The organism is Phenylobacterium sp. (genome assembly GCF_036563385.1).
Taxonomy (GTDB): domain Bacteria; phylum Pseudomonadota; class Alphaproteobacteria; order Caulobacterales; family Caulobacteraceae; genus Phenylobacterium.
Window position 1 is genome coordinate 394,120 of sequence record NZ_DATCML010000012.1, and the last position, 26,623, is coordinate 420,742.

At 70.7% G+C, this 26,623-nt stretch carries 21 protein-coding genes; 12 read left to right on the forward strand and 9 right to left on the reverse strand.

The annotated features are described in order from the left end of the window. The first annotated feature begins 202 nt into the window (after positions 1-202). From VIL67_RS13110 to hisC, 5 genes are all read left to right on the forward strand, one after another. On the forward strand, positions 203-3,055 hold the full coding sequence (locus tag VIL67_RS13110; RefSeq protein ID WP_332049346.1) for a TonB-dependent receptor: 2,853 nt from the start codon (positions 203-205) through the stop codon (positions 3,053-3,055). A gap of 357 nt (positions 3,056-3,412) precedes the next feature. After that, a complete protein-coding gene (locus tag VIL67_RS13115) occupies positions 3,413-5,899 on the forward strand; it encodes a TonB-dependent receptor (RefSeq protein ID WP_332049347.1) in 2,487 nt (828 codons plus the stop codon). A gap of 159 nt (positions 5,900-6,058) precedes the next feature. Next, positions 6,059-7,162: a response regulator gene (locus tag VIL67_RS13120; RefSeq protein ID WP_332049348.1), complete on the forward strand. Its 1,104-nt coding sequence runs from the start codon at positions 6,059-6,061 to the stop codon at positions 7,160-7,162. A gap of 95 nt (positions 7,163-7,257) precedes the next feature. Beyond that, complete coding sequence (locus VIL67_RS13125) at positions 7,258-8,064, forward strand: chorismate mutase (protein WP_332049349.1); 807 nt, start codon at positions 7,258-7,260, stop codon at positions 8,062-8,064. A gap of 51 nt (positions 8,065-8,115) precedes the next feature. Further along, positions 8,116-9,246 carry a histidinol-phosphate transaminase gene (hisC, locus tag VIL67_RS13130; RefSeq protein WP_332049350.1) on the forward strand — a complete coding sequence of 377 codons (1,131 nt, stop codon included), beginning with the start codon at positions 8,116-8,118 and terminating at the stop codon, positions 9,244-9,246. Here the strand turns inward: hisC and VIL67_RS13135 are convergent. Together VIL67_RS13135 and VIL67_RS13140 are read right to left on the reverse strand one after the other, a co-directional pair. Next, positions 9,233-9,979 (reverse strand): prephenate dehydrogenase, encoded by a 747-nt coding sequence (locus VIL67_RS13135; RefSeq protein ID WP_332049351.1) that lies wholly within the window; start codon positions 9,977-9,979, stop codon positions 9,233-9,235. The genes hisC and VIL67_RS13135 overlap by 14 nt on opposite strands. 32 nt (positions 9,980-10,011) lie before the next feature. Then, positions 10,012-12,819 (reverse strand): ATP-dependent DNA helicase, encoded by a 2,808-nt coding sequence (locus tag VIL67_RS13140; RefSeq protein ID WP_332049352.1) that lies wholly within the window; start codon positions 12,817-12,819, stop codon positions 10,012-10,014. 181 nt (positions 12,820-13,000) lie between these two features. Between VIL67_RS13140 and VIL67_RS13145 the strand changes: the two genes are divergently transcribed. Then, positions 13,001-13,918, forward strand: coding sequence for a hypothetical protein (locus tag VIL67_RS13145; RefSeq protein ID WP_332049353.1), 918 nt, complete (start codon positions 13,001-13,003; stop codon positions 13,916-13,918). A 4-nt stretch (positions 13,919-13,922) separates the two neighbouring features. Here the strand turns inward: VIL67_RS13145 and VIL67_RS13150 are convergent, their stop codons facing one another. The 3 genes from VIL67_RS13150 to VIL67_RS13160 all read right to left on the reverse strand — a co-directional run bounded on the left by VIL67_RS13150 (position 13,923) and on the right by VIL67_RS13160 (position 15,800). Further along, a complete protein-coding gene (locus tag VIL67_RS13150; RefSeq protein WP_332049354.1) occupies positions 13,923-14,831 on the reverse strand; it encodes a class I SAM-dependent methyltransferase in 909 nt (302 codons plus the stop codon). Positions 14,832-14,936: 105 nt separating this feature from the next. Beyond that, positions 14,937-15,137 (reverse strand): hypothetical protein, encoded by a 201-nt coding sequence (locus VIL67_RS13155; protein WP_332049355.1) that lies wholly within the window; start codon positions 15,135-15,137, stop codon positions 14,937-14,939. Between the two features lie 132 nt (positions 15,138-15,269). Continuing rightward, the gene (locus VIL67_RS13160; RefSeq protein WP_332049472.1) at positions 15,270-15,800 is read right to left on the reverse strand and encodes an OmpA family protein; all 531 of its coding nucleotides are present in this window, start codon (positions 15,798-15,800) and stop codon (positions 15,270-15,272) included. A gap of 178 nt (positions 15,801-15,978) precedes the next feature. Between VIL67_RS13160 and VIL67_RS13165 the strand changes: the two genes are divergently transcribed. Then, on the forward strand, positions 15,979-16,740 hold the full coding sequence (locus tag VIL67_RS13165) for a hypothetical protein (RefSeq protein ID WP_332049356.1): 762 nt from the start codon (positions 15,979-15,981) through the stop codon (positions 16,738-16,740). Here the strand turns inward: VIL67_RS13165 and VIL67_RS13170 are convergent. Next, complete coding sequence (locus VIL67_RS13170; RefSeq protein ID WP_332049357.1) at positions 16,737-18,815, reverse strand: TonB-dependent siderophore receptor; 2,079 nt, start codon at positions 18,813-18,815, stop codon at positions 16,737-16,739. The genes VIL67_RS13165 and VIL67_RS13170 overlap by 4 nt on opposite strands. A 101-nt stretch (positions 18,816-18,916) precedes the next feature. Between VIL67_RS13170 and VIL67_RS13175 the strand changes: the two genes are divergently transcribed. Continuing rightward, positions 18,917-20,149, forward strand: coding sequence for a PepSY-associated TM helix domain-containing protein (locus VIL67_RS13175; protein ID WP_332049358.1), 1,233 nt, complete (start codon positions 18,917-18,919; stop codon positions 20,147-20,149). Positions 20,150-20,257: 108 nt separating this feature from the next. Beyond that, complete coding sequence (gene nhaA, locus VIL67_RS13180) at positions 20,258-21,454, forward strand: Na+/H+ antiporter NhaA (protein WP_414696210.1); 1,197 nt, start codon at positions 20,258-20,260, stop codon at positions 21,452-21,454. Here the strand turns inward: nhaA and VIL67_RS13185 are convergent. Beyond that, a complete protein-coding gene (locus VIL67_RS13185) occupies positions 21,451-22,215 on the reverse strand; it encodes a carbonic anhydrase (protein WP_332049359.1) in 765 nt (254 codons plus the stop codon). The genes nhaA and VIL67_RS13185 overlap by 4 nt on opposite strands. Before the next feature lie 79 nt (positions 22,216-22,294). Further along, positions 22,295-22,552, reverse strand: coding sequence for a hypothetical protein (locus VIL67_RS13190; protein ID WP_332049360.1), 258 nt, complete (start codon positions 22,550-22,552; stop codon positions 22,295-22,297). 306 nt (positions 22,553-22,858) lie between these two features. Between VIL67_RS13190 and VIL67_RS13195 the strand changes: the two genes are divergently transcribed. After that, entirely contained in the window at positions 22,859-23,812 is a 954-nt protein-coding gene (locus VIL67_RS13195) for a hypothetical protein (RefSeq protein WP_332049361.1), read from the forward strand. Positions 23,813-23,986: 174 nt separating this feature from the next. Next, positions 23,987-24,424, forward strand: coding sequence for a helix-turn-helix domain-containing protein (locus tag VIL67_RS13200; protein ID WP_332049362.1), 438 nt, complete (start codon positions 23,987-23,989; stop codon positions 24,422-24,424). Here VIL67_RS13200 and VIL67_RS13205 read toward each other — a convergent pair. Then, positions 24,421-25,137, reverse strand: a complete 717-nt coding sequence (locus VIL67_RS13205) for a class I SAM-dependent methyltransferase (RefSeq protein WP_332049363.1) — start codon at positions 25,135-25,137, stop codon at positions 24,421-24,423. The two genes, VIL67_RS13200 and VIL67_RS13205, sit on opposite strands and share 4 nt — an antisense overlap. A gap of 226 nt (positions 25,138-25,363) precedes the next feature. Between VIL67_RS13205 and VIL67_RS13210 the strand changes: the two genes are divergently transcribed. Continuing rightward, positions 25,364-26,620: a hypothetical protein gene (locus tag VIL67_RS13210; RefSeq protein ID WP_332049364.1), complete on the forward strand. Its 1,257-nt coding sequence runs from the start codon at positions 25,364-25,366 to the stop codon at positions 26,618-26,620. Positions 26,621-26,623 lie beyond the last annotated feature (3 nt).

Genomic DNA, 26,623 nt, shown 5'->3' on the forward strand with positions numbered 1-26,623 from the left:
CCCGTCAGGAGTGGTCGCCTATTTGCCACAACGGCAAAAGTTATCGGCGATCACCTAACGTCGTTTGGTTGACAGTTTCGCCCCCCTGCCGCCTGCTTCGCCTTGGCTGTCGGGGGATCCGCCGCACTCCTCAGCGTTCACCCAAGCGGCGATGCGACACTGAACGGGCCACCAGAGCCCGAGCGTGTTGGGAGGAAACCAGATGGACTACGCAACGACCTTGCGTCGCGTGCTCGTTTGCGGTGCGTCCGCGGCCGCGATGGCCGCCGCGACGCCCGCCCTTGCCCAGACCTCCGGCGGCGGGGGCACGGTGATCGAAGAACTCGTCGTCACGGCGCAGAAGCGCGAGGAAGCGCTGCAGGACGTGCCGATCGCGGTCTCGGCCTTCAACCAGGAGTCACTGGAGCGCGCCCGCATCGAAGGCGGCCCGAACCTCGTGCTGGCGGTGCCGAACGTGCAGTTCTCCAAGGGGAACTTCACCGGCTACAACTTCCAGATCCGCGGCATCGGCTCGAAGCTGGTGGCGGCCTCCGGGGACGCCGGCACCGGCATCCACCTGAACAACGCGCCGCTGATCGCCAACAACCTGTTCGAGACCGAGTTCTACGACATGGAGCGCGTGGAAGTGCTCCGCGGTCCGCAGGGCACCCTCTATGGGCGTAACGCCACCGGCGGCGTGGTCAACCTGATCACGGCCAAGCCCACGGACAGCTTCGAGGCCGCGGCCCGCGCGGAGTACGGCAACTACAACTCCATCAAGCTGCGCGGCATGGTGAACATGCCGCTCGGCGACATGCTGGCCCTGCGGGTGGCCGGCAACTACCTGAAGCGGGACGGCTATGGCGAGAACCTCGCCACGGGCAACGACGCCGATGATCGCGACCTGTGGGGCGCGCGGGCGACCCTGTCGTTCAGCCCGAGCGACAACTTCCGCAGCTGGCTGCTGTTCGACCACTTCGAGGAGGACGACAACCGCTCGCGGATCGGGAAGCAGTTCTGCACCAAGGACGTCGGCCCGACCAGCATCGGCGGCCTGGCGTTCTCCGGCATCCCCCCGGTGGCGCAGATCCAGCGCGGGCTGTTCAGCCAGGGCTGCCTGCCGACCTCGCTTTATGATCCGAGCGCGCTGGGCACCGTGAACTCGCAGGCGACGCTGGGCGGCCTGTTCGGCGCCCTGGGCGGCTTCCAGACCGGCGACGCCTATGCCGGCAAGATGCAGGATCCCGACGTCCGGAACATCGAGTCGCTGTTCGACCCGATCTACAAGTCGAAGACCGACATCTACGAGTTCAACGCCGAGTTCGACGTGACCGAGAACGTCACCATGAACTGGCTGAGCGCCTACACCTATTACAAGCTCTACACGCGGCAGGACTATAACCGCTACCTGCCGTCCACGACCTTCAACACCACGCCGAACCCGGTGAACGCGTTCGCCGCGGCCCCCATCCCCGGCGGCTATGCGGCGCTCTACGCCGCCCTGTTCCCCGGCGGCGTGATCAACGATCCGCAGAACGGCGCGCGCAACCGCTTCACCACCAGCGACATCTCCTCGGCCTATACCGAGCAGTGGAGCCACGAGGTGCGGTTCCAGTCGAATTACGAGGGGCCGTTCAACTACAACGTCGGCGCGATGATCACGAAGTACAAGTCGAGCGGCGACTACTACGTGATGTTCAACACGGGCACCGGCTACTACCAGATCAACAACCTTCTGGCGACCGGCAACGCCAACTGCGTCGGGGCCCCGCCCTGCGTCTCCATCGACCCGAACGCCGACCCGACCCGCGTCGGCCACAACTACTATGACAGCTACGGTCCCTACCGGCTGCTGTCCTACGCCGCGTTCGGCGAGCTCTACTGGCAGATGAGCGAAACCTTCAAATGGACGCTCGGCCTTCGCTACACCGTCGACGACAAGCGGGTGATCGCGCACACGGTGGCGCTGGGCGTGCCGGGCCAGGGCCCGATCCCGATCGGCCGCCAGGAGGTGAAGTTCAAGGAGCCCACAGGCCGCTTCGGCTTCGACTGGCAGCCGGACGTGGGCTTCACCGACGACACCCTGATCTACGCCTTCTACACCCGCGGCTATAAGGGCGGCGGCCTGAACCCGCCGTTCAGCCCGGGGATCGGCGTGGTGCCGGTGCCGGCGACCTTCGAGCCCGAGTTCATCAACGCCTACGAGATCGGCACCAAGAACACCCTGATGGGCGGCTCTCTGGTGCTGAACCTCACGGGCTTCTACTACGACTACAAGGGCTACCAGGTCTCGAAGATCATCAACCGGACTTCGATCAACGAGAACATCGACGCCGAGGTCAAAGGCCTCGAGTTCGAGAGCATCTGGCAACCCATCGAAGGCCTGCGGCTCAACGCCCAGATCGGCTGGCTCGACACCAAGATCAAGGAAGCCAGCTCGATCGACACCTTCAACCGCACGCAGGGCGTCGCGGGCCTCACCCTCGTGAAGTCCAGCGCCGCCTCCAACTGCGTGGTGTCGACGGCGGCGGCTCAGACGGCGCTGGCCATCTCCAACGGCCAGGTGCCGGGCTTCACGCCGAACCCGTTCAACCTGCTGGGCGTCTGCACCCTGGCTTCGGCGGCCGGCGCGGGCACCAACATCAACGGGACCGGGGCGATCGCTGCGGGCACCAACGCCTTCGGCGGCCTGGTGTCGGAGGGCGTGCCGGTGAACCTCGAAGGCCACGAGCTGCCCAACTCGCCGCACTGGACCGTCTCGCTGGGCGCCCAGTACACCATGAGCCTCGGCGACTGGCAGGCGACGCTGCGCGGGGACTACTACCGCCAGACGAAGACGTTCGCCCGCATCTACAACAGCCCCGCCGACCGCATCCGGGCCTGGGAGAACGTGAACCTGACCTTCACGGTCGAGCAGCCCGACCTGGGGCTGGAGATCGGCGCCTTCGTGAAGAACGCCACCGACGAGACGGCGATCACCGACTTCTACCTGACCGACGACTCCTCGGGCCTGTTCCGGAACGTGTTCTATACGGAGCCGCGCACCTACGGCGTCTCGATCAGCAAGCGCTGGTAGAGATCGGCCACTTCCTGGCGATCCGGGGCGGCGGGGAAACCCGCCGCCCCTTTTCTTTGTAGAAACGCAGTCGAGCCGGGTCGCTGCGGAAGCGGGTTATTTGGCGCCCGCGCCGAATATCAACAGCTCGGCGTTCATTGATCGTCGTTCACTTTTGCTCTTCCCGTTCGAAAGTGCGGTATTTGCGCCACGAGCGCCTGAAAGTTGACGTGAGCGGCGATAAGTTATCGACGTCCAGTTGACCTGCGGGCTCTGGCCGACAGACGGTCCCGCCCTTCGGGCGCCTCCCCGCGCCCGTCCACCGCATACGACAACAACCGGCGCCGCGGGTTCCTGCGCGCGTCGTGGGAGGACTGCATGTCTCTGAACACCCTGCGGCTTCGCAGCTGGCTCGCCATGGGCGCATCCGCGTTCGCGATTGGCGCCGTCGCCCAACCCGCGCTCGCCCAGGAGGCCGCCGGCCAGGGCGTCGAGCTCGAAGAACTGGTGATCACCGCCGAAAAGCGCGAACAGTCCCTGCAGGACGTGCCGGTCGCCGTCTCCGCCTTCACCTCCGAGCGCCGCGACATCGCCGGCATCACCGGCATCCAGGACTTCGTGAACTTCACGCCGGGCATGAACTACTCGGGCACCGACCGGGTCAGCCTGCGCGGCGCGGGTCGTAACACCTTCTACATCGGCAACGACCCCGGCGTGGCCTCCTACTCGGACGGCTTCTACTCCGCCTCCTCGTCCGAGCTGTTCAAGACGCCGCTGTTCATCGAGCGGACCGAAATCCTCCGCGGCCCGCAGGGCACGCTCTACGGCCGCAACGCCATCGGCGGCGCCATCAACCAGATTTCCAAGCGACCGGCCCAGGAGTTCGGCGGCGAGATCCGCGCCTCCTACGGCAACTATGAGCGCACCCGCATCGAGGGCGTCGTCTCCCTGCCGGTGGCCGAGAACCTGCGCTTCAAGGTCGGCGGCAGCCAGGACTGGCAGCGCGAAGGCTTCATCAAGAACATCGGCGGCGCGAACGAAGGCGCCACCATCAAGCGCACCTACTTCGAGTTCATGGTCGAGGCCGAGCCCACCGAGAAGCTTTCGGTGTTCGCGCGCTACAACCGCTCGAGCTGGGACGACACCATGGGCGTCGGCGACCGCCTGAACAACCTGGTGACCCCCTACGACACCACCCTGCCCTTTGGCCCCATCGGCCAGCTCGTGCCCAACGCCCAGTTCGGCTACACCACGCCGAACCCGGGGGTGACGGACCCTTACGTCCAGAACACCAACACCAACGGCTATGGCCAGCTGCGCGGAAACCACGTGCTGCTGACCAACGTCAGCTATGACCTCGGCTTCGCCACGCTGAAGTACATCGGCGGCTTCCAGCAGTACAATTACCAGACCGGCGGCGACTACGACGCCACCAGCCGCACCGCGGCGATCACCATCCCGGGCATGGCGGTCCCCTACTTCCCGACCACCACCACCGACTTCGACGAGCACAAGCGGTACTTCTCCAACGAGATCAACCTGACCTCGAACTCGGACGGTCCTCTGCGCTGGATCCTCGGCCTGTACCAGTACAAGGAGGAATACCGGCAGCGCATCCAGCTGGCGAACCCGAACCAGGTGCAGCTGGCCCAGCCGCTGACGCTTGCGGGCGCCCTGGCCGCGCCGAACCCGAGCCGGAACTTCGCCGACAACCAGGCGACCCTGGACTCCAAGGCCTGGGCCGTCTTCGGGCAGGCGACCTATGAGTTCAACGACCAGTTCGCCCTGACCGCCGGCCTTCGCTACACCAAGGACAAGAAGGACGGCTTCGAGACCCAGCGTCTCGTGATCCTGTCGCCTGCTATCGCCAGCGGCGCGCGGTCCTTCGACGTGTCCACCGACATCGACCCGGCCACGCCGGGCGTGCAGAACTTCCGCTCTCTGTCGGACAGCTGGGACGCCGTGACCGGCACCGTCAACCTCGACTGGACGCCGGACGAGGACACCCTCGTCTACGCCAAATACAGCCGGGGCTATAAGTCGGGCGGCTTCCTGCTCGGCACGCTGGCGCCCGACCCGCGGGCCGACCAGGAGCAGGTGGACGCCTACGAGATCGGCCTGAAGAAGACCCTGTTCCGCCGCCTGCAGCTGAACGGATCGGCCTTCTTCAACGACTTCAAGGACATGCAGCTCAACCTGTCGCAGCTGAACGCGGCGGGCACGGCGGCGGCGAACAACTTCGTCAACGTCGACGCCGAGGTCTACGGCCTGGAGCTGGAAGCCCTGTGGCGGCCGATCGAGAACCTCGACCTGTCGGCCAGCTACGGCTACCTGCACACCGAGATCACCTCGGGCTGCTGCTTCTACGACCCGGCCGATCCGGGCGCGCTGGACCCGAACGCCACCCCGCAAGGCGGCTTCGTGGTTTCCAACGGCACCCGCCTGGTCTTCCAGACCCTGGAAGGCTCGCGGATCTACCAGTCGCCGAAGCACAAGTTCGCCGGCAATGCGAACTACACCTTCAACTTCGACGCCGGGAACCTGATCCTGTCGGCCACCTACACCTGGACCGACGAGACCTACTACCAGCCGTTCAAGAGCGCGGCGAACCGCGTGCCGGCGTACGACGTCACCGACTTCCGCGTGCTGTGGAACGACGGCGACGACCGCTACACCGTCATCGCCTTCGTGAAGAACGCCTTCGACCAGCGGGGCTACACCTCCAACGGCTCCACCACGCCCACGGCGATCTTCGACATCCCCAATCCCGGCGGCGCAGCCGGCCTCGTCCAGACGCGGACGGCCATCACCCGTGGCCTGATCCAGCCCAGGACCTACGGCGTCGAGCTGCAGTACCGGTTCTAGAAAGGCGCGTTTCCTCCCTAGCGCCATCTTGGGCGGCGGGCTTTCCCGCCGCCCTTTCTTTTTGTGCGCCGCTTCGGCCCCGACGGGAGCGGTAACTTAACCTCCTCGCAAAGGCTTGGCGGCAGAATGGCCGCGCTCCCCGGTGTTCGAACGGCCCCCATGTCCCTGCCTGCGTTCTTCTTCGACCGCGTCAGCGCGGAGATCCGCCAGCAGATGGACGATGTCCTGGCGCTGGCCGACCAGCTGTCGCGCCAGCGGCTGACGGCGGACGCCCAGGCCTGCGTGCTCGGCGTGGCGGAGGCCGCCGCGGGCGTGCGCCGCACGCTGGACAGCGCGCTCGATCTGAAGGCGGTGACCGCCGACGGGCTGGTCCTGAAGCCGGCCCCGCTCCGGCTGCGCGAACTGATGGATGCGCTGCAGGATCGCTGGAGCGCGCGCGCCCGGCAGTGCGAGGTCACCCTGCTGGTCTCATACGCCGGCGAGCCGGAGGCGACGGTGCTCGCCGACCGCGAGCGGCTGCTGCAGGTGTTCGACGGCTTTCTGGCCGAGGCTGTGGCGGGCTCGGCCCGAGCCGCGGTGGAAGCCAGCCTGAAGGTCAGCGTCCTGGCGGGCGCTGCGCGCCTCGAGGGCTGCGTCCGCGGCGCCCGCAGCCCGGCTCCCCCCCAATCGGACGAGGCCGTCCGCGTTCGCGCTGTGGCCGACCGGCTTGGGCTGGGGGTGGCGCTCGACGTCATGCTGGCCCGCCGCATCGTCGCAGGCCTGGACGGCCTCGTCCGCGACCAGAGCGGCCCGGGCGCCGCCCAGACCACCACCTTCGAGCTCACGCTCCCCGTGGCGGCCGACACGCCCGCGACCCCGGTCGCCGAGCCGGGCCGCTCGGCCCACATCCTGATCGTCGACGACAACGCCACGAACCGGGTGGTCGCCCAGGCGCTCTGCGAGATGTTCAACTGCACCACCGAAACCGCCGAGGACGGCTTCCAGGCGGTGGAGGCGGCCCGCTCGGCGCGGTTCGACCTGATCCTGATGGACATCCGGATGCCCGGCATGGATGGGGTCACCGCCACGCGCGAGATCCGGGCGCTGCCGGGCCGGGCCGGGGTCACCCCGATCATCGCCCTGACGGCCAACGCCGACCCCGACGAGGCGCGCGGCTACCTGCAGGCGGGGATGCTGAGCGTCATCGAAAAGCCGATGAAGGCCGAGCACCTGCGCGCAGCCCTCACCCTGGCGCTCGAGGCCGGCGACGCCCGCGCCGCCTAAGCTCGTAACGCCTGCAACTTTCTTGCGTCGAACCGGCCTATTGCGCCCGCCGGCGCAATGACCTAGGTCGCCACCTCGGGTTTCCGGGGGAGAATATGGCCGAGACCGGCGCCAAGTCCGCACCACCGTCGCTGGAGGAAGTCCGCACCCGGATCGACGCCATCGACGCCGAGCTGCTGAAGCTGCTCGACGAGCGGGCCAGCCTGGCCAAGGCCGTGGCGGCCGCCAAGGCGGCGGCGGGCGAGGCCGGCCGCTTCGGCCTGAAGCCCGGCCGCGAGGCCCACCTCCTCCGTCGCCTCCTGGCCCAACCGCGCAGCGGCGCGAGCGCCGCCCTGGTGGTTCGGGTGTGGCGCGAGATGATCGGCGAGTCCCTGAAGCTGCAGGGCCCCTTCCACCTCGCCGTCTGGGGCGGCCGCGACCCGGCCCGCGCCGTGGAGCTCGCCCGCCTGCGGTTCGGCTCGGCCCCGCCGCTGCGCCAGGTCGCCAAGCCGGAGGAGGCCATCGCCGCAGCGAAGACGCCCGGCGGTGTGGGCGTCGCCGCGCTCGCCCCCGACACCGCCTGGTGGGGCCGGCTGCTGGCGGAGCCGAAGCTGCGGGTGTTCGCCGCCCTGCCCTGCCTGGCGGCCTGGGGTCCCATGTCGGCCCTGTCGTTCGGCGAGGTGGAGGTCGAGCCCACCGGCGACGACGTCACCTTCTGGGTCACCGACGCGCCGCAGAGCGCTGCGGCTGTCGAGGAGGCCCTCAGCCGCGACGGCGCCGCCGCAACCCTCCTGGTGGAGACGGGCGGCCTGAAGCTGTTCATGCTGGCCGGCTTCTACCAGGCCGACGACCCGCGCCTGGCGCGTGCGCCCGGCCGGCTTTCCGGCGTCATCGGGGCTGCGCCCGCGCCCCTGGACGTGTAAGAGGCGACGCTTCCCGGGCCGGCAGGCCCTTGGCTGATCCTCTACGGTCCCATGTCCGACGACGCCCCGCTGAACGACCGCGCCCGCGCCGCGCGCCCGCTCCCCAAGCCCGGCATCATGGACATCCACGCCTATGTGCCCGGCAAGGCGAAGGCCGAGGGCGTCGAGAACCCGATCAAGCTTTCGGCCAACGAGAACATCCTGGGCTGCAGCCCGAAGGCGCGGGAGGCCTACGCGGGCGCCGCCGACCAGCTGCACATGTACCCGGACAGCCGCACCAGCCTTCTGCGCGCGGCGGTCGCCGAGCATTTCCGTCTCGAGCCCGAGCGGCTGATCTTCGGCCAGGGGTCGGACGAGGTCTTCCAGCTGCTGAACTCGGTCTTCCTGGAGCCGGGCGACAACATCGTGCAGGGCGAGTACGGCTTCGCCGCCTACGCCATCGGCGCCTACGCCTGTCAGGCTGAAGTGCGACGCGCCCGCGAGCCCAACTACACGATCGACGTGGACGAGGTGCTGAAGTGCGTGGACGACCGCACCCGCCTCGTCTTCATCGCGAACCCGGCCAACCCGACCGGCACCTGGATCCCGTTCTCCGAGATCGAGCGGCTGCACGCGGCGCTGCCGCCCTCGGTGGTCCTGGTGCTGGACGGCGCCTATGGCGAGTTCTGCAAGGATCCGACCTTCGACGACGGTCTCGACCTGGCCCGCTCGGCCGAGAACGTGGTCGTCACCCACACCTTCTCAAAGCTCCATGGCCTTGCGGCGCTGCGCGTAGGCTGGGGCTACGCGCCCGCCGAGATCATCGCGGCGATGGACCGGATCCGGCTGCCGTTCAACATCTCGATCCCCGGCCAGGCCGCCGCCATCGCGGCGCTCGCGGACCAGGACTTCCAGGATCGCTCCATCGCCCATGTGGAACAGTGGCGGCCGTGGCTTGCCCAGCAGTTCGGCGGGCTCGGACTCGAGGTGGTCCTGCCGTCGGCCGCCAACTTCCTGCTGATCGGCTTCCCCACCGCGCCCGGCAAGACCGCCAAGGAAGCCGAGGCCTTCCTGGCCTCGCGCGGCCTGCTGGTGCGTGGCGTGGGCAACTACGGCCTGCCGGGCCACGTGCGGGTGACCATCGGCCTGGAAGAGCACAACCGCGCCGTCGTCGACGCCCTGGCCCAGTTCATGAAGGCCTAGGCGCCTTCTCCACCTGCGCCAGCAGGTCCTGCGCCTGATCGACGAAAGCCCTCACCACCTTTGGGGCGTAGGGGTTCTGCGTCTGGATGGCGGTGAAGAGCTCGAAGGTGTCGGCGCCGATTAGGCCGCAGAGCTCCAGCAGGTGCTGGTAGGACTGGGTCGCCAGCCGCTCGTCGGGGATGCCGAGGTTCACCAGGCTGCGGCCGATGAGGTGGGTGAGGGCCTGGACATAGGCCATCTCCTCGTCGTGCTCTTCGGGGGTGGTGACGGTGACGGCAAGGCCCAGCTCGCGCCCGAAGGCGGCGACCTTCTCGTGCCGATCGCCGCGGATCGGGCAGACCACGAACCGCAGCCCGGGCAGGCCATCGCGGGCCACGCTCTGGGGACCGAAGAGCGGGTGTGTGGCGACGAGGTCCACATGCTCGGGCAGCAGCTCGCGCATCCACTGCGCCGGCAGCATCTTCACCGACCCCACGTCCAGGACCAGGGCGCCCGGCCGCACATGCGGGGCGATGGCCGCGAAGACGCTGCGCATGGCCGGCACCGGCGCCGCGACCACCACGACATCGCGGGCCGCGGCGTCCTCCACCGCCCCGAAGCCGACGCCCAGCGCCCGGGCGCGGCCGGGCGCATCGGGCGCCGGGTCGCTGACCAGGACGTCGAAATGGTCCTTCAGGATTCCGGCCGCGAGCTGGCCGAACTGCCCGAAGCCGATGAGTCCCAAGCGCTTCATGGCCGCTCAGTAGCCGGGGGGCGACACGGGCGCTAGCCGGCGGCCGTCTGGGTTTGCAGGAACTCGGCGGTCTTCTCGATGGCCTCCACCAGGCTGACACGCTGCAGTTCGACCCCCTCGGGCAGGGCGGAGAACAGCCGGGTAGGCGAGGACGCGTCGAGCATCACGAAGACGCCGCGGTCGTCGGCGCGGCGGATCAGGCGGCCGAAGGCCTGGGCGATGCGGCCGCGCGCGATGGCGTCGTCATAGCCCTTGCCCCCGAAGCGGACCCGGCGCGCCTTGTGCAGCAGGTCGGGCCTGGGCCAAGGCACCCGGTCGAAGACCAGCAGGCGCAGGGAGCGTCCCGGGACGTCGACGCCGTCGCGGACGGCGTCGGTGCCGAGCAGGCAGGCGTCCTCCTCGGCCCGGAAGATGTCCACCAAGGCGCCGACCTCCAGCGGATCCACGTGCTGGGCGTAGAGCGCCAGGCCCTTGTCCGCGAGCGGAGCCGCGATCCGCTCGTGGACCGCCTTCAGCCGGCGGATCGCCGTGAACAGACCAAGGCCGCCGCCGCCGGCGGCGAGGAACAGCTCGCGCATGGCGGCCGCGATCTGCCGCGGATCATCCTTGGCCACATCTGTGACCACGAAGCAGCGCGCCTGGGCGGCGTAGTCGAAGGGTGAGGGCAGGCGCAGAGTCTTCGGGCGGTCCGGCAGGCGCGCCGCGCCGGTGCGCATCTCGGCGAGCGCGAACGGATCGTCCAGCGTCTGGTCGGCGAGCGTCGCCGAGGTGACCAGCACCCCGTGCGCCGGCGCGATCACGGCGTTGGTCAGCGGCTCGGTAGGATCCACCCAGTGGCGGCGGCAGGCCGCGTCCACCACGCGCCCGTAGAGAAAGGTGGCGTCGAACCAGTCGACGAAGTCGGGGTCGTCCTCGGCGTCCTCGTCGATGGCCTGGAGCATGGAGCGCCAAGCCGGCAGGGTCATCCGGGCGCGGCGGTCGAGGCCGCGCAGCGCGCCTTCGATGCGGGCGCGTTCGGCGGGCCCCAGGGTGGCGGCTTCTTCGTCCAGCACATCTTCCAGAGCGCGGGCGAGCGCCAGCAGCGGCGCCTCGATGCGCGCCAGGGCGGCGGCGGCCTCGCGGGCGGTGTCGCGCACGAGGTCGAGCGCCGGGCGGGCGGCGCATTCCATGCCCACTTCCGACGGAGCCGCGCGGGCGCGCAGCTGTTCGAGCACGGCGACCAGGAACTGCTCGATCGGCCCGATGGGGTTCACCTCGCCGTTCGGCGGGGCGATGCGGCCCGACCATCCCTCGCCGGGAAGGGCGGCGGCGGCGTGGGTTGCGGCGACCAGCGTGGCTTTGGCGTCGTCCCTGTCGCCGAGGACGTCGAGCAGGCGGGCTTCGAGGCCGCGGCCGCGGCGGCCACGGCCTTCGGGGCCGCGGATCCAGCGGCGCATCTCGGCGCTCTCGGCGCCCGACAGGGCGGCGGAGAAGGCGCTGTCGGCGGCGTCGAACAGGTGGTGGCCCTCGTCGAAGACGATGCGCTTGAGCTGGGTGGTCTCGCCGTCGGCCTTGGAGCCGCGCGCGGCGCGGGCGCCGTCGAAGGCGGCCTGGGTCATCACCAGGGCGTGGTTGGCGATGACGATGTCGGCGCGGCGCGAACCGCGGATCGCCTTTTCCACGAAGCAGGTGCGGTAGTGCTGGCAGCCGGCGTGGATGCACTCGCCGCGCCGATCCACGAGGTTGGCGGCGCTGGCCTGGGCGGCGGGCGAGACGGCGAACAGGGTGGGCAGCCAGGCCGGGAAGTCGCCGCCGGTCATGTCGCCGTCGCGGGTGGCGCGGGCCCAGCGCGCCGCCAGGCCCATGCCCACGAGGTCCGCGCCGCCGAGCTGGGCCTGATTGGCGTGGTCCTGGAAGTTCAGCAGGCAGAGGTAGTTCTCGCGGCCCTTGCGGACCACCGCCTTCTTGGCGCGGACCTTGGGGTCGGGGAACACCGAGGCGCTCTCCCGCTCGATCTGCCGCTGCAGGGCGCGGGTATAGGTGGAGACCCAGACCGACGGCCCGTTGCCCTCGGCCCAAAGCGAGGCCGGGGCGAGGTAGGCGAGCGTCTTGCCGGTGCCGGTGCCGGCCTCCGCGAGCATCATCCGCGGCTCCCCCTCCCGCTCGCGGGGCGAGAAGGCGAAGGCGGCTTCGGCCGCGAACTCGGCCTGGGCGGGCCGCGCCTCGTCCAGGCCGGAGCGATGCAGCAGCTCCTTCAGCCGCTGGGCCGCGTGCTCGGCGGCGATGGGCTTGGAGCCGGCCTCGCCGGGCGGCGCTTCCGCCTCCCACTCGATCATGCGGGCCCAGACGTCGAGCCCGGACGACCGGAACATGTTGCCCACGGGCGCGGTGCGCAGCGCGGCGACGGTGGCCTGGCCCCAGGCCCAGCCGCCGCGGCCCAGGGTCTCGGCCAGCGCCAGCGCCTCCTCCCGAGAGGGCTCGGGCGCAGCCGCGAGTTCGGCGAGCAGGAGGCGGCAGGCCTCGGCGAGGGTGCAGGCCTGGGCCTGGACGCCCTTGGGTTCCGGAAGTCCGAGCGCCTGCGCGAGGCCGGCGGCCGAGGGGGCGCAGAACCGCGCGGGACGCACGAAGGCGAAGAGCTCGAGCGCGTCGAAGATGCGCACCGAACGAGGCGGCGGGTTCATACCAAGGCGGCGCGCTGTCATGGCCGCGTGGGCGACCAGCACGGGGGCGGCTTCCAGCAGGTCGCGAGCTTCAGGCGCGCGCAGCAGACGCGCCCCCGCGGCGTCGGCCACGGCGGCCCTGGCGCCGGGGAGCACCACCAGAGCGGGCGCGAGGTCGAGGCTAGCGGGAAGTGCGGTCACCGCCGGACCTTACTGGAGTCGGCCTGGAACGGAAAGTGAACCCCGGGGCCATGAGCGGCCATGTCGCGCCAGCCCCACACGCAACAGGCGCAGCGCGCCCCGTGCGCTCGCTCCACGGGCGAGGAACACCCGGATTGGGGCCGGCGGGGCATTGTCGCGGTTCGGGAAATCCGCCTACTGCTTGCGAGTGTCCTATGTCTCTCCACAGCTGGCGGCCATCCTGCGCGAGCGGGTCATCGGCGACTTGTCGCTCGACTTCCTGGTCGATGTGGCGGCGGTGGGCATCGCAGACCTCGACAGCGCCGACGCCCTACTGGTGATGGCGATCAACCAGGCGAACATCCTGCCCTTGACCCGGGACCCGGCGGCGCGCCGCCGCTACGGCGACCTCGCCTCGCCCGCCCCAGACACCGAGCGGCGGCCCGTGAGCATCAGCGCCATCGCCGACTCGCTGGGCCTGCCGTTCGAGACGGCGCGCCGCCACATTCATCGGCTAAGGGCGCGTGGCGCCTGCGAGCTCGAGGCCGGCGGCGTGATCGTCCCGGCGGCGTTCCTCTCGTCTCCGGCCTACCTGGCCTCCGTCATGCAGGTCTACGGGCGGTTGCGGAGCTTCCACCACGAGCTGCAGGCGCTGGGCGTGCTGCGGCCATTGCCGGAGCCGGCCTTCCCGCTCGAGGGCGAGGGGCTGATGCGCGGCGCTGCGCGACTGGTGAGCGACTACCTGCTGCGGGTGGCCGCCGGCGTCGTGCGCATCGCCGGCGACCGGGTGGCGGCCCTGGCGCTGCTGGGCGCGGCGGCCGGCGGCACGGAGCGCCCGGGGCTGACGGCGGAGGGCCTGCTCAGGCCGGGCGTGCGCCGGCCGGTGCGGCCAGCCGAGCTGTCGCGCCGGCTGCGCCTGCCGCCCGAGACCACCCGTCGACAGCTCCTGCGGCTGACGCGTGAGGGCGTGGTGGCGCGGACGCCGAGCGGCTTCATGGTCACCGAGGAGATGCTCGCCGGACGCGCATGGCGCGCGGTGCTGCGGGCGAACGCCGGGGACGTGCAGCGGCTCTTCGACGGCCTCGCGGTTCGCGGGGTGATCGCGCTGTGGCAGACCTGAGCGGTTAGCCCGCGGGCTTGCGGAGCAGGCAGGCGGCGGAGTCGGCCGGCAGGAGACGGGACAGCGGGAGCGTGGCGGCGGCGAAGATCCACGCGGCCAGGCCGACGAGCAGAGAACCGCCCTTCACATAGCGGATGCGCCGCCAGAGGCCGCCGAGCTCCACGGTGTCCAGCCGGACCTCGCGAAGCGGCTCGAAGCCGGCGCGGCGGCCGGCGGCCGCGAGGCCGTCGAGGGTGAAGTACCAGACGTGCGGCGACGGCAGCCCGCGCTGCCATAGGCGATCGTAGGGGCCGGCGAGGCCCAGGCGGTCGAGGGCGGCTGCGGTGCGGAAGAACAGGCCCCGGCGGTCGGGGCAGTTCAGGCAGAGGATCCCCCCAGGCGCGAGGCTGCGCCAGCTGGCCTGCAGGGCCGCAGCGACGTCCGGCACATGCTCCAGCACGTCGTTGAAGACGATGACGTCGTACCTCGCGCCCGGCGCCAGCGCGTCCGGGAAGTAGCCTTGGCGCACGACCAGTCCGTCGGCGCGGCAGGCGGCGAGCACATTGGCGTCGGGCTCCACCCCCTCGGCGTGGAAGCCGCGGGCGGCCGCCTGGCGCAGGAGGAAGCCTGGCCCCGACCCGACGTCGAGCAGCCGCCGTCCGGGGGGATGCAAGGCGGCGATGGCGTCAAGCAGGACCGCGTTGTTGCGCTCGCGAAGCGTGGCGAGTCCCGCCTCCCGCGCGGCCTCGTCGATCCGGCCCTCGTCGGGGGTCTCGGGGATGTCGATCTCGAGGAGGCCGCGCAGGGTGTGGCAGCGGCCGCAGCGGTAGAGCCAGTCATGGCGGTAGGGCTGCAGCGGGCCGTCGCAGACGGCGCACGCACCTGGACCTGCAGCGCGCGCGGCTACCGTCGCGGCGAGCGCCTCTGCGGCCATGACGTGGATCCTCCCCCTGCCAGCGGCGCGGACGCTAGGCTGCGGCCGCCCACGCGTCGATCCTTTTTCCGCGCCCGGACGGCGCTGCAGGACGAAGCGGGAGGCCTAGTGGGCCAGCACCCATTCGGCCACGTAAGCCTGCGCCTTGCGGGCGAGCACCGGCGGGCCGGAGAAGTAGAACTCGCTGCCGAACAGGCTGCGGCGCTCGCGCCAGGCGAGCGGGCCGGTGTCCTCCGTCTGGAGGATCTTCCGGAGCTCGTCCCGGTGCTTGGTCGGGACGAAAGCGACGTAAGTGGCGTCAGGCATGGCTCGTCTCGTTTTCCAGCGCCCCTCCAAGGGCTTAAGAGCCCTGAGTCGCGCCTTCCGGGAAGTTAACGGACGGCGGAATCCACAGGAACGGAGGCGGCGGCCCGGAAGCCCGGACCGCCGCCGCCCGGCCTAGCTCAGCACCACGATCGCGACGCGGCGGTTCTGCGAGCGCCCTTCGGTGGAGTCGTTCGGCGCCACCGGCGCTTCCTCGCCGTAGGAGATGGTCGCCATGCGGTTCAGCGCGACGCCCTTCTGGCTGAGGTACTTGCGCACCGCCTCGGCGCGGGCCTCGCCGAGCTGGTCGTTGTAGGCCTCGGGCCCGCTGGCGTCGGTGTGGCCCTGGATCTCCAGGTAGACGTTGCGGTTCTCGGACATCAGCCGTTGGGCGAGTTCGTCGAGGCGCGCCTGAGCCTCGGGCGACAGCGCGTGGCGGTCGACGGGGAACTTCACCGAGTCGTCCGACAGCACCACCTGGTAGAGGAACTTGCCCTCCGCCAGCTTGTGGGCGGCGTTGGCCCGCGCCAGCGCCTCGCCCGCCGTGCCCTCGACCTGGGTCACCCGGGTGTCGACCACCGCCACCTGTTCGCGGACGAACTTGTGGCTGGCGCAGCCGGTCGTCGCGAGACCCGCCGCGAGCACCACGCCGGTCACCGCCACCATCCTGATCTTGTTCTTCAACTTCGCGTCCTCTCTCTCCGGGCCCCCACCCGGGCTCTCACGCCGCTGCCAAGGTGGGACAGCCGAGGTGGCGGGGTGATGACGCGAGCGTGGCTTGAAAGAGGCAGCTTGACCGTGACGGCGCCACGATCTCGACGCGAACGCGGGCTTGGTTCGGGCGATGGCGAGGAGAGGCGAGGAGCGCAGGCGGCGGGCGGCCGCGGCGGCGCTGAGCATCGTAGCGCACGCGCTGCTGCCGCTGGCCTTCGTGGCGTCGCAGCAGCACCGGGCGGCGGAGATCCCGCCTGCGCCGCTCGACCCGCTGATGGTCAGCCTGGCGCCGCCGCCACGCCCCGAGACGCCGGACCCCGGCGAGCGGGCCCCGGCCGCAGCGCCCCCGGCGCCGCCCGCGCCGGCGCCGAAGCGCCCGGCGCTGAAGGTCCGACCCGCCCCGCCGACGCCGCAGATGCCGCCCCTGATCGCCGCGCCGACGCCCGAGCCCGCGCCCATCCCGCTGGCGACGGTGGGGGAGGCCGAACTCGCGGGCGCACGCACGGCCGGAAACGGGTCGGGCGACGGCTCAGGCGCCGGCTCCGGAAGCGGCGGGCAGCCCTGCGACATGGTCCGCCGGCTGCAGGCGGCGCTGCGGCGCGACGGGGAGGTGCGCGCCGCGGTGGCGCGCGCCAATCCGCCGGGCGGCCGCGCCATCCTGGTGTGGAACGGAGACTGGCTGCGCAGCCCGGGGCAGGAGGGCAAGGGGCTGGCCGGCGTGCGGCAGGCGATCGTCATGGAGGTGGCCTTCGCGCCCGAAGCCTGTCGTGACGACCCGGTGCAGGGGCTCGTGCTGATCTCCCTGGGCGATCACGCCGGCGCCGGGCGGCTGGCGCTGGGCGGCGGCCGGTGGCGCTGGGCCGACCTGCTCGCCGCCCGCCGACGCGGCTAGAAGCCGTAGCGCAGGCTGACCTGGACGTTGCGGGGCGCGGCGTAGAAGGCCTGATCCCAGTAGAGGCTGGTCAGGTGCTTTTCGTCGGTCACGTTGTTCACCCGCACCGTCGCCTTCACGCGCTCGGTCAGCCGATAGCCGGCGGTCAGGTTGAGCGTGGCGTAGGCGTCCTGGCGGATCGTTCCCAGGGCGCTCTGCAGATGGATGTCGTCCTGCCAGCGCAGGCTGGCGCCGAGTTCCAGCCGCTCGTGCCACCCGGGCGTCCAGGAGGTGGCGAGCACCAGGGTCTTGCGCGGGATGAAGGTGCGGATGTCGCCGCCGTCGGGGCCTTCGATCTGCAGGCGGGTGAAGCCGCCCTGCACCGTCCAGCCCGGCGCCAGGCGGCCCGCGAGTTCGACCTCGACCCCCTTCGAACGGGTGTCGACGCCACGATAATAGCCGATGCCGTTCTCGTTCAGGCCGACGTATTCGGCGTAGTTGTCCTGCTCCGCCTGGAATAGGGAGAGAGCGGCGTAGATCCGGCCGTCCAGCCACTCGGCCTTGAGCCCGCCTTCCCAGCTCTCGCCCTTGGCGGCGCCCAGCGGGCGCAGGTCTGCGTCGGTCTCGGCCTGAGGCTCGAAGATGTCGCTGTAGCTGCCGTAGAGGGAGACGCCCGCACCCAGCGCGAAGGTGGCGCCCAGGTAAGGGCTGACCGCCTGCTCATCCCGGTCCATGGGCTCATCGAAGCTGACGCCCTGGCTCTTCACGTCGAAGGCGTTGAAGCCGACGACCGCCTTCAAGCGGTCGGTGAGGTCGAGATGCGCCGCGCCGAAGGCGCGGTTCAGGCGGTTCGTCCAGTTGGCCGCCTGGAACGGCGCGCCCCAGACGGGCTCGGGGATGATGTCGCCGGCCCATGGCAGCGCCGGCAGGGCGCCCCAGGCCGGATGGTCGGCCGGCGCGGGGTAGTCGAGGTAGCCGCTCTGGCTTTTCGACAGGCTGACGCCGAACACCGCGCGATGGGTGCGTCCCCCGACCGAGACCGGACCGCTCACCGTGGCGTCGAAGAGGGTGGCGTTGGACGACTGGTCGTACTTGGCGGGCCAGCCGAAGAGGCCCTGGCCGGTGGACGGGTCCGGATTGCCGTAGACGTAGAACAGCTCCGACGGCTCGTTGAAGTCGTTGTAGGTGAGAAGCGCCTTACCCTCCCAGTCCGCCGGCAGGGCGTAGACCAGCTCCAGGAAGGCGGTCCGGCTCTCGGTGTCCCAGCGGGTCCAGTCCTGCGAGGTGCTGGTGGAGCGGTCGAACTCCGTCTGGCCGCCGCCGGTGTCCAGCAGCGGCAGGGCGCCCCAGAGCACGCCGTGGGCGCGGTTGTCCTGCCAGGTGAAGCCGGCGGTGAGGATGGCGCGCTCTCCGACCTGCCCCTCGACCACGCCGTAGAGGAAGGTCCGGCGGCTGCTGTTGAAGTCGAGCCAGCTGTCCTTGTCCTCGACCGCCGCGACTAGGCGGCCCGCCCACTGTCCCGAGGCGCTGAACGGACCTGACACGTCGATCTCGCCGCGGCGGCGGTCCCAGGAGCCCAGCGTCAGCTCGGCCTCGCCGCGGAAGGCGTTGGTCGGCCGCTTGCGCACATAGTTGATGGTGCCAGACGGATTGCCGGTGCCGGTGAGCAGCCCGTTGGCGCCGCGGACCACCTCGACCTTCTCGTAACCGGCGGTGTCGAGCATGCCGACCACGTTCCAGGTGAACGGCAGGCCCACCCCGTCGACCTGCATGCTTTTGATGTCGAAACCGCGGGCGTTGTAGTAGGTGCGGTCGGTCTCCACCGCCTCGACGTTGACGCCGGTCGCCAGCGACAGGACCTGGTTCACGTCGTCCAGCCCGAACCGATCCATGAAGTCCCGGTCGATGATGGTCACGGCCTGAGGCGTCTCGGCGAGGCTGAGCGGCAGGTTGGTCGCGCCTTCCGAGGTGCGGTCGGCGCGGCGCGCCGTGACCAGCAGTTCCTCCACCGTGGCCGCATCGTCGGCGAGCGCCGGACAGGCGGCTGCCGCCGCGCTGGCGAACACGGTGGCGAGCAGGAGACGACGGAGCGACATGAGAGAGCCTTCTTGTTGTTGCGAACGATTCTCAGTTGCCTTCTAGATGCGAATGACTCCTATTTGCAAGACAGCTTGAGCACAGCGGGGAGACGGCAGGAATGCGGACGATCTGGGTGGCCCTGCACCGGTGGCTCGGCCTGGCGACGGCCGGGTTCCTGTTCATCGCCGGCGCCACCGGCGCGGTGATCTCCTGGGACCACGAGCTGGACGGCTGGCTGAACCCGACGCTCTACCAGGCCAAGACCGCGGGAGAGGCGCGCCCCTCGCTGGAACTCGCCCGCGAGCTCGAAAGGGCGCGGCCCAACCTGCAGGTCACCTTCGCCCCGCTGACCGTCGAGCCCGGCGAGGCCCTGCTGCTCGGGGTCGAGGCGCGGCCGGACCCCTCCACCGGCAAGGCCCTACCGCTCGGCTACAACCAGGTCGCCCTGGACCCTGCGACGGGCGCGATCCAGGGCCAGCGGTTCTGGGGACAGCCTTCGCTCAGCCGGGAAAACCTGCTGCCGTTCCTCTACAAGCTGCACTACAGCCTGACCCTGCCCTTCGTCGCCGGGCTCGACGTCGGCGTCCTGCTCATGGGCCTGGTCGGCCTGGCCTGGACGCTGGACTGCCTGGTGGCGCTGTGGATCTCGTTCCCCAAGGCGAGCGCCTGGCGCAAGTCCTTCGCCTTCCGGTGGAGAGACGGCGGCTACCGCCTGACGTTCGACCTGCACCGCTCCGGCGGGGTCTGGCTTTGGGGCCTGCTCCTGACGCTCGCGGTCACCTCGGTGTCCATGAACCTGAACGCCCAGGTGGTGCGGCCCATCGTGGGGCTGTTCTCGGATCTCTCGCCCGATCCGTTCTCGGCCCGGACCGCGCGGGCGCCCGACGAGCCGGCGCTGCCGCGCGTGAGCCGCGAACAGGCCGTGGCCCTGGCCCGCGCCGAGGCCGACCGGCGAGGCTGGGACGAGCCGCCGGGCGGCGTCTTCTACTCCCCGGCCTACGACCTGTATGGCGTCGGCTTCTACCGTCCGGGGAACGATCACGGGGACGGCGGCCTCGGCAACCGCTGGCTCTACTTCGACGCAGCCAGCGGCAAGCCGGCGGGCGCGCTCACGCCCGGCGAAGGGACGGCAGGGGACATCTTCCTGCAGGCGCAGTTCCCGCTCCACTCCGGCCGCATCATCGGCCTGCCTGGGCGGGTGCTGGTCTCGCTGCTCGGTGTGGCGGTGGCGGGCCTGAGCGCGACTGGGGTGATCATCTGGGCCCGCAAGCGGCGATCGCGGGTGGAACGCGAACGTCGGATGGCGGCGCGGCCCGCGCCGCTCGGGCGCGAGCAGACGGCGGCGCCTTAGCGCCCGAGGTACTCACCAGAACCCTGCCTCGGAAAAGGAGTTGAGCCCCCAACGGACGCGCCGTACCCACGGGCTCCACGTCGAGGGGAAGAGCAGGTTTTGCGCCTTATCCGCCTGAGGGCCCGGCTGCGCCGCCGCCGCTCCGCCATGCGTGCGTTCCTGCACGGCGAAGCGCTGGGCGGGCTCGTGCTGATGGCCGCCGCCGCGGCGGGCCTGATCGTCGCCAACTCGCCTCTGGCGGCCGCCTACTTCGGCGGGCTGGAGGCCCACCTCGGCCCGTTGAGCGTGCTGCACTGGATCAACGACGGCCTGATGGCGGTGTTCTTCCTGCTGGTCGGGCTGGAGGTGAAGCGGGAGCTGGTCGACGGCCAGCTTTCCAGCTGGCCCAGGCGCATCCTGCCCGGCCTTGCAGCGGTGGGGGGGATGGCGGTTCCCGCGCTAATCTATGTGGCCTTCACGGCCGGCACGCCCGGGGCGGTGCGAGGCTGGGCGACCCCGGCCGCCACCGACATCGCGTTCACGCTGGGGGTGCTGGCCCTGCTAGGCCGCCGCGTGCCGGTCTCTCTCAAGATCTTCGTCACCGCCCTCGCCATCGTAGACGACCTGGGCGCGGTGCTGATCATCGCCCTGTTCTACACCGCCGACCTGTCGCTTCCGTGGCTGGTGGCCTCGGCCGGAGTGCTCGCCGGCCTGGTGGCGCTGAACCGCGCCAGGGTTCTGGCGCTGTGGCCCTATCTCCTGGGCGCGGCGGTGCTGTGGGCCTGCGTGCTGATGTCGGGGGTGCACGCCACCCTCGCGGGCGTGGCGGCGGCCCTCACCGTGCCCCTCACCCCGTCACCGGCCAGGCCCGACGCCGAGGGCTCGCCGCTACACCGGCTGGAGCACGCCCTGCATCCCTGGAGCGCCTTCCTGGTCGTGCCGGTGTTCGGGTTCGCCAACGCCGGCGTGCCGCTGACGGGGCTGCCGGCCGGGGCGCTGCTGGCGCCGGTCACCCTAGGCGTGGCGCTCGGCCTGTTCATCGGCAAGCAGGCGGGCGTGTTCCTGGCCACCTGGCTGGCCGTGCGGCTGAACTGGGCCGACTGTCCCGAAGACGCCAACTGGGCGCAGGTCTATGGGGCCAGCGTGCTGTGCGGCATCGGCTTCACCATGAGCCTGTTCATCGGCCTGCTGGCGTTCCCCGAGTCGCCCGCCCTGCAGGGCGAGGTGAAGCTGGGCGTGCTGATCGGCTCGGCGCTGTCGGCGGTGGCGGGGGCGCTGGTGCTGGCGCAGGCGTGCCGCAGCCGCGCGCCGGCGGCGGCGGGCTAGGCGATCTCGCGCGACTTCGCCGGCGTAACCCGCCCGTCGTCCAGGTCGTAACGCGCGGCGACGATCTTCAACTGTCCGGCGAGCACGCGGGCCCGCAGCGGACGCGAGCCGGCGAAGATCTCGGCGGCGGCCTGGGCGGCGTTCAGGGACACCGCGGCGTCCACCTTGTCCGCCGCGTCGACCGGGACGGCGCGCACGGCCGGCGCGATCAGGGCGGCGAGGGCGGCGATGCGGGTCTCGGCGTCTTCGGGCGACGGGCGGCCGTCGAGGGCGTCGGCCGTGGCCTTAACCGCCCCGCAGCGTTCATGACCCAGCGCCATCACCAGGTTCGAGCCCAGGTGGATCACCGAGTACTCGATGGACGCCAGAACCGCGTCGTCGACCACATTGCCGGCCACCCGCACCACGAAGAGGTCGCCGAGGCTCTGGTCGAAGACCAGCTCAGGCGCCACGCGGCTGTCGGCGCAGGCCAGGACCGTGGCGAACGGACGCTGGGCGCCGGCCACCAGCCTGCGCCGGGCCGTGTCGAGATTGGGGTGGATTGCCTTGGCGGCCACGTAGCGGCCGTTGCCGGCCATCAGCCGGGCCATGGCGGCTTCCGGCGTCAGCGGGACCTCGGCCGCAGCGGGCGGGGCCGCGGCGGCCGGCCTGGCGCGGTGAGCCGGCGCGGCGGCCCAGGCGGCCGGCGCCAGCAGCGCCGCTCCGGTGGAAAAGACCAGTCCGCGGCGGGACAACCGGCCGGCCTGCTGGCGTTCACACATCTGACTTCGCCCCCCGGCGGAAACTAACAACCCGCGGGGATAAAACAGGAAATTTCCTAAGATGCGGTGGAGGCGCACCTCAGTGCGGCGCGGCCTCGGCCTTCTGCTCGGCGGACGCGGCGGCGGAGGCGGCGGTCTCGCCGGTGGCGGCCGCGCTGGCGCTGGCGGCGTCGGAGGCGGCGGTCGCCTCCACGGCGGCGGCCTCCTGGGCCGCCCCGGCGGCGGCAGGCTCGGCGGCGGCGGCGGCCGGCGGGGCCGCGGGCGCCGGCGCCGGCTCGTCGGCCTTGGAGCAGGCCGCCAGGGCGAGCACGGCGGCCACGATCAGGAAGGGACGCATGCGGTGAATCTCCCGGGCAGGTGCAGGGCGCCGAAACCAAGCCGATCGAAAGAAAAATGCCAAGGGGTCACGAACGGCGGGAACGCCCCCCTAGAAGCGGCGTTCTGCCTCCCGACCGCACGAAGCCCCCCGACAGTGCGGTCGGAACGGCCGGCTCCGCCACACCCCTGGCATCCCCCCTACTGCCCCAGCGGGGCCGGCCAACTTCCCCTCAGACCAGAATCCCAGGCGAAGATGCTCCGCGACGGTTGCCTGCCGCGACGACCCGCACCACGGTCCCCGCCTCCGTCGCTGGCGATCGCGTGAATGACCACACCCCAGCCGCTCAGCAGGCTCCGCACCGTCGGCCGGATCTCGGTGGGCTTCCTGCTCGACCTGGTGCGGCTGGGCCGCATGGACCGCGACCTGCTGGACGCGCTGATCCTGATCGCCATCGTGCAGGCCAATGTGGCGCCGGTGGCCCGCGACGCCGACCTCAGCCGCGCCTATGGGGACTATGACGCCCTGCCCCCGGACGACATGCGCCGGCGAGTGAGCGTCAGCGCCGTCGCCCATTCGCTCCGGCAGCCCTACGAAACCGTACGCCGCCGCGTCGCCGCCCTTGCCGCGGAGGGGGCCTGCGCCGTGACGCCCGCTGGGGTCTATGTGCCCGGCGACACCCTGCATACGCCGGCGCACCGCCAGATGGTGCTGGAGACCTACGAGCTGATCCGGACCCTCTACGTCCGGCTGCGGGCGCTGGACGCCTTGCCGGACCTGCCCCGCCCCGAACTGGCGGACGGGGCGGTCCCGGCGGACGGGGCGCCGGTGCGCGCGGCCGTGCGGCTCTCGTCCGACTATGTGCTGCGGATCGTGGACTTCATGACCCAGCACGTCGGAGACCTGATCACCGGCCTGACGCTGCTCACCATCCTGCGCGGCAACGTCGAGCACTTTCCGGACATCCTCAATCCGGAGCAGGAGGGCGGCGTCGAAAGCTTCGCGCCCGACGCCCTGCGCCGGCCCATGCGGATCTCCAGCGTGAGCGAGCGGCTGGGCGTGCCGGAGGAGACGGTGCGGCGCCACGCGACCCGGCTGGTGGCCCAGGGCTACTGCGTGCGCACCCCGGAAGGCTTCGTGACGCCGGCCGCGGTCCTCGCCCGGCCCCGCTTCATCCAGCTGATGGGCGAGAACCACGCAAACCTGCGCCGGATGTTCGAAGGCCTCGCCCGGCTCGGCATCCTGGCGGCTTGGGACGGGGCGCGGCCGGGCGGCGTCTAGTCCGAACGGCGTTATCGATGCGGCGGCTCGCCGCAGCCTCTGGGTCGAACCCCAAAATGAGTATGGCCACGCTTCAACCGTTGGTTGGCTTGGTGTTCCCTCCGGTCATGACCTGGCGCGCAGGGGTTTGGCGGGCGGGGTCCAACAAAGACAACCTTGGGGCGATGACTTCCGATGACCAAACCGATCAAGGCGGGCCAGCTGACGACCGCCGTTCCGACCGACCCTGACGCGCATCCGGTCGACCGCCATGTGGGCCTGCGCATCCGCATGCGCCGCAAGGAGCTGGGCATGAGCCAGGACCGCCTGGCCGACGCGCTCGGCATCACCTTCCAGCAGATCCAGAAGTACGAGCGCGGCGCCAACCGCGTGAGCGCCTCGAAGCTCTGGGAGACGGCCCGCGCCCTGCAGGCCCCGATCAACTACTTCTATGAGGGGCTGCCGGAGAACGGCGAGGCCTCTTCCCCGGCGTCCGGCGCCCACGCCTTTCTGCTGACGTCCGAAGGGCTGGAGCTCGCCTCGTCTTTCCCCAAGATCCGCGACAGCCGCGTCCGCCGCAAGGTTCTCGAGCTGGTGCGCGCGGTGCTCGACGCCGAGGGCGAAGACGCCTAGACGCGACAGGGCCGGATCGCGTCCGGGGGCGGGCGCCGGTCCGGCTCGGGCGGGGCGAACACCGCAAGATAACCGCCGCCGCCCTTCAGCGTGACAAAGCCCACCTGGCGGTACCCGACCGCCTCGAATTCGCACTTCAGCAGGGCGGGCGGCGTGCCGTGCCGCGGCGTCGGCCGGTCTAGGTCGATGACCCCCACCTGGGCGCCCGGCTTCAGCGACCCGGCTAAGTTCCAGAGCAGGGCGTAGGGGTTCTCGACCTCGTGGTACATGTGGACGAGCACCGCCCGGTCCACGGGCGCCGGCAGCTTCGGGTCGTCCGGCGTCCCCACCACCAACTCCACATTGGCCAGCTTCCGCCGCGCCACCTCGGTGCGCAGGTCCGCGAGGTAGTCCGGCATGATGTCCTGGGCGTAGACCCGGCCCGTCGGCCCGACCACCGGGGACAGCCGGATCGTGTGGTAGCCCGAGCCCGCGCCGATGTCGGCCACCGCCATCCCCGGCCGGATCCCGAGGCCGCGGACCAGCTGACCGGACTCGTCGGCCTTGTCCCGGTCAGGACCGCTGGACCAAACCGGGCTGACGATGTCGGCCACGGGACGATCGGGCCTGGGGAAGCCGGCGGCCGGCGCCTCTGGCGCAGGAGGCTGGGCCCCGCTGGGCTGGGAGCAGCCGGCGAGCGTCGCTGCGAGCGCGAGAAGAAGGCGGGTGTGCATGGCGCGACCATCCGCCGGTCGGCGGCGGGGCGCAAGATCGACAGTGTTCTAGCGGAACCAGCTTAGCATTCGCGCGGACCGAGACTGCAAACCTCGATCCTCTAATCAGTTCTCGTCCGGCAACTGTGAATTGATGGCGTCCTGATCAAAAATAAATCAACAGTGGAGCTGAACAAAGGGGCGCACCTTGCGGTTGCGACAGCAGCAAACCGAGGCGGGACGCTCCATGACCTTCAATCCCTTCAACGAGCGCGGCATGCCGCTCGACCGTCAACTCCGCAACTGGTCGGAGCTGAACGTCACCCCGTACCGCAAGGAGGAGATCCACCCCTTCAGCCGCGCCCGGGCGATCCTCGCCAACGGCGTGGAGGTGGAGTCGATCCTGTTCTCCCACAACATGGCACGCAACACGCTCGACCCCGACGTGAAGAAGCAACTGGCGTTCGTGCGGCGGATCGAGTCGCAGCAGCAGAAGGCGATCAACTGGATGATCCCGGCGGAGGAGACGACGCTGGAGGTCACCCTGGGCTACGAGCAGATCGCGGTGGAGATGACCGCCTGGGTCGCCCAGAACGAGCCCGATCCGTACCTGAGGCAGTGCTATGAGTTCGGCGTCCTGGAGGACTTCGACCACCTCTACCGGTACGCCAACCTCTACGACATCCTCGAGGGCAAGAAGGCCGAGGACATCGTCGGCCACCTGACCGAGATCACGCCGGGCCGGCCGACGGTGTTCGAGCACCGGCATCCCCATGACGAGATCCGCCGGCCGATGACCACCCTGGCGGCCGATCCGCAGTCGCTGGTCAACGCGCTGACAGTGCTCTGCGCCGAGCAGCAGGTGGTCAACTACTACATGAACATCGGCAACCGCTTCCAGGAGCCGATCGCGCGGGGGCTCTACGCCGAGATCGCGATGATCGAGGAGCAGCACGTCACCCACTACGAGTCGATCCTCGACCCGACGGCGACCTGGCTCGAGAACCTGGTGCTGCACGAATACAACGAGTGCTGGAACTACTACTCCTACCTGCAGGAAGAGATCGATCCGAAACTCAAGTCGGTCTGGGAGCTGCACCTGGCGCAGGAGCTGGAGCACCTGCGGCTGGCCGCGGACCTGATGCGCAAGATCGAGAAGCGCGAGCCAGAGACGCTGATGACCGCCGGCGAGATCCGCCCGCTGCAGATCAAGGAGAACAAGGCCTGGCTGCGGCAAATCCTGGCGACGCAGGTGGACCTGACCAGCAAGGATTCCAACTTCGTGCCGGTGCGTGAGCTGCCGGCCGAGGACCGCTACTTCGCCTACAACCGCGCCGTGAACGGCGACTGGACGCCCTCCGAGGCCGTGATCCAGGAGCACCGGCAGGCCGCCGGCGGCGAATACCGGGACGAGACCGACGGCCCGAACCCGGTGCCGGGGCTGCGTGAGGAGCGGGACGGCGCCACGACCGGCTACGCCGAGCGCCTGCAGCAGCCGATCTGATGG

Coding starts and splice junctions, on each gene's coding strand:
- VIL67_RS13110 (WP_332049346.1), top strand. CDS start 203: ATGGACTACGCAACGACCTTGCGTCGCGTGCTCGTTTGCGGTGCGTCC.
- VIL67_RS13115 (WP_332049347.1), top strand. CDS start 3,413: ATGTCTCTGAACACCCTGCGGCTTCGCAGCTGGCTCGCCATGGGCGCA.
- VIL67_RS13120 (WP_332049348.1), top strand. CDS start 6,059: ATGTCCCTGCCTGCGTTCTTCTTCGACCGCGTCAGCGCGGAGATCCGC.
- VIL67_RS13125 (WP_332049349.1), top strand. CDS start 7,258: ATGGCCGAGACCGGCGCCAAGTCCGCACCACCGTCGCTGGAGGAAGTC.
- hisC (WP_332049350.1), top strand. CDS start 8,116: ATGTCCGACGACGCCCCGCTGAACGACCGCGCCCGCGCCGCGCGCCCG.
- VIL67_RS13135 (WP_332049351.1), bottom strand. CDS start 9,979: ATGAAGCGCTTGGGACTCATCGGCTTCGGGCAGTTCGGCCAGCTCGCG.
- VIL67_RS13150 (WP_332049354.1), bottom strand. CDS start 14,831: ATGGCCGCAGAGGCGCTCGCCGCGACGGTAGCCGCGCGCGCTGCAGGT.
- VIL67_RS13155 (WP_332049355.1), bottom strand. CDS start 15,137: ATGCCTGACGCCACTTACGTCGCTTTCGTCCCGACCAAGCACCGGGAC.
- VIL67_RS13160 (WP_332049472.1), bottom strand. CDS start 15,800: ATGGTGGCGGTGACCGGCGTGGTGCTCGCGGCGGGTCTCGCGACGACC.
- VIL67_RS13165 (WP_332049356.1), top strand. CDS start 15,979: ATGGCGAGGAGAGGCGAGGAGCGCAGGCGGCGGGCGGCCGCGGCGGCG.
- VIL67_RS13170 (WP_332049357.1), bottom strand. CDS start 18,815: ATGTCGCTCCGTCGTCTCCTGCTCGCCACCGTGTTCGCCAGCGCGGCG.
- VIL67_RS13175 (WP_332049358.1), top strand. CDS start 18,917: ATGCGGACGATCTGGGTGGCCCTGCACCGGTGGCTCGGCCTGGCGACG.
- VIL67_RS13185 (WP_332049359.1), bottom strand. CDS start 22,215: ATGTGTGAACGCCAGCAGGCCGGCCGGTTGTCCCGCCGCGGACTGGTC.
- VIL67_RS13190 (WP_332049360.1), bottom strand. CDS start 22,552: ATGCGTCCCTTCCTGATCGTGGCCGCCGTGCTCGCCCTGGCGGCCTGC.
- VIL67_RS13195 (WP_332049361.1), top strand. CDS start 22,859: ATGACCACACCCCAGCCGCTCAGCAGGCTCCGCACCGTCGGCCGGATC.
- VIL67_RS13200 (WP_332049362.1), top strand. CDS start 23,987: ATGACCAAACCGATCAAGGCGGGCCAGCTGACGACCGCCGTTCCGACC.
- VIL67_RS13205 (WP_332049363.1), bottom strand. CDS start 25,137: ATGCACACCCGCCTTCTTCTCGCGCTCGCAGCGACGCTCGCCGGCTGC.
- VIL67_RS13210 (WP_332049364.1), top strand. CDS start 25,364: ATGACCTTCAATCCCTTCAACGAGCGCGGCATGCCGCTCGACCGTCAA.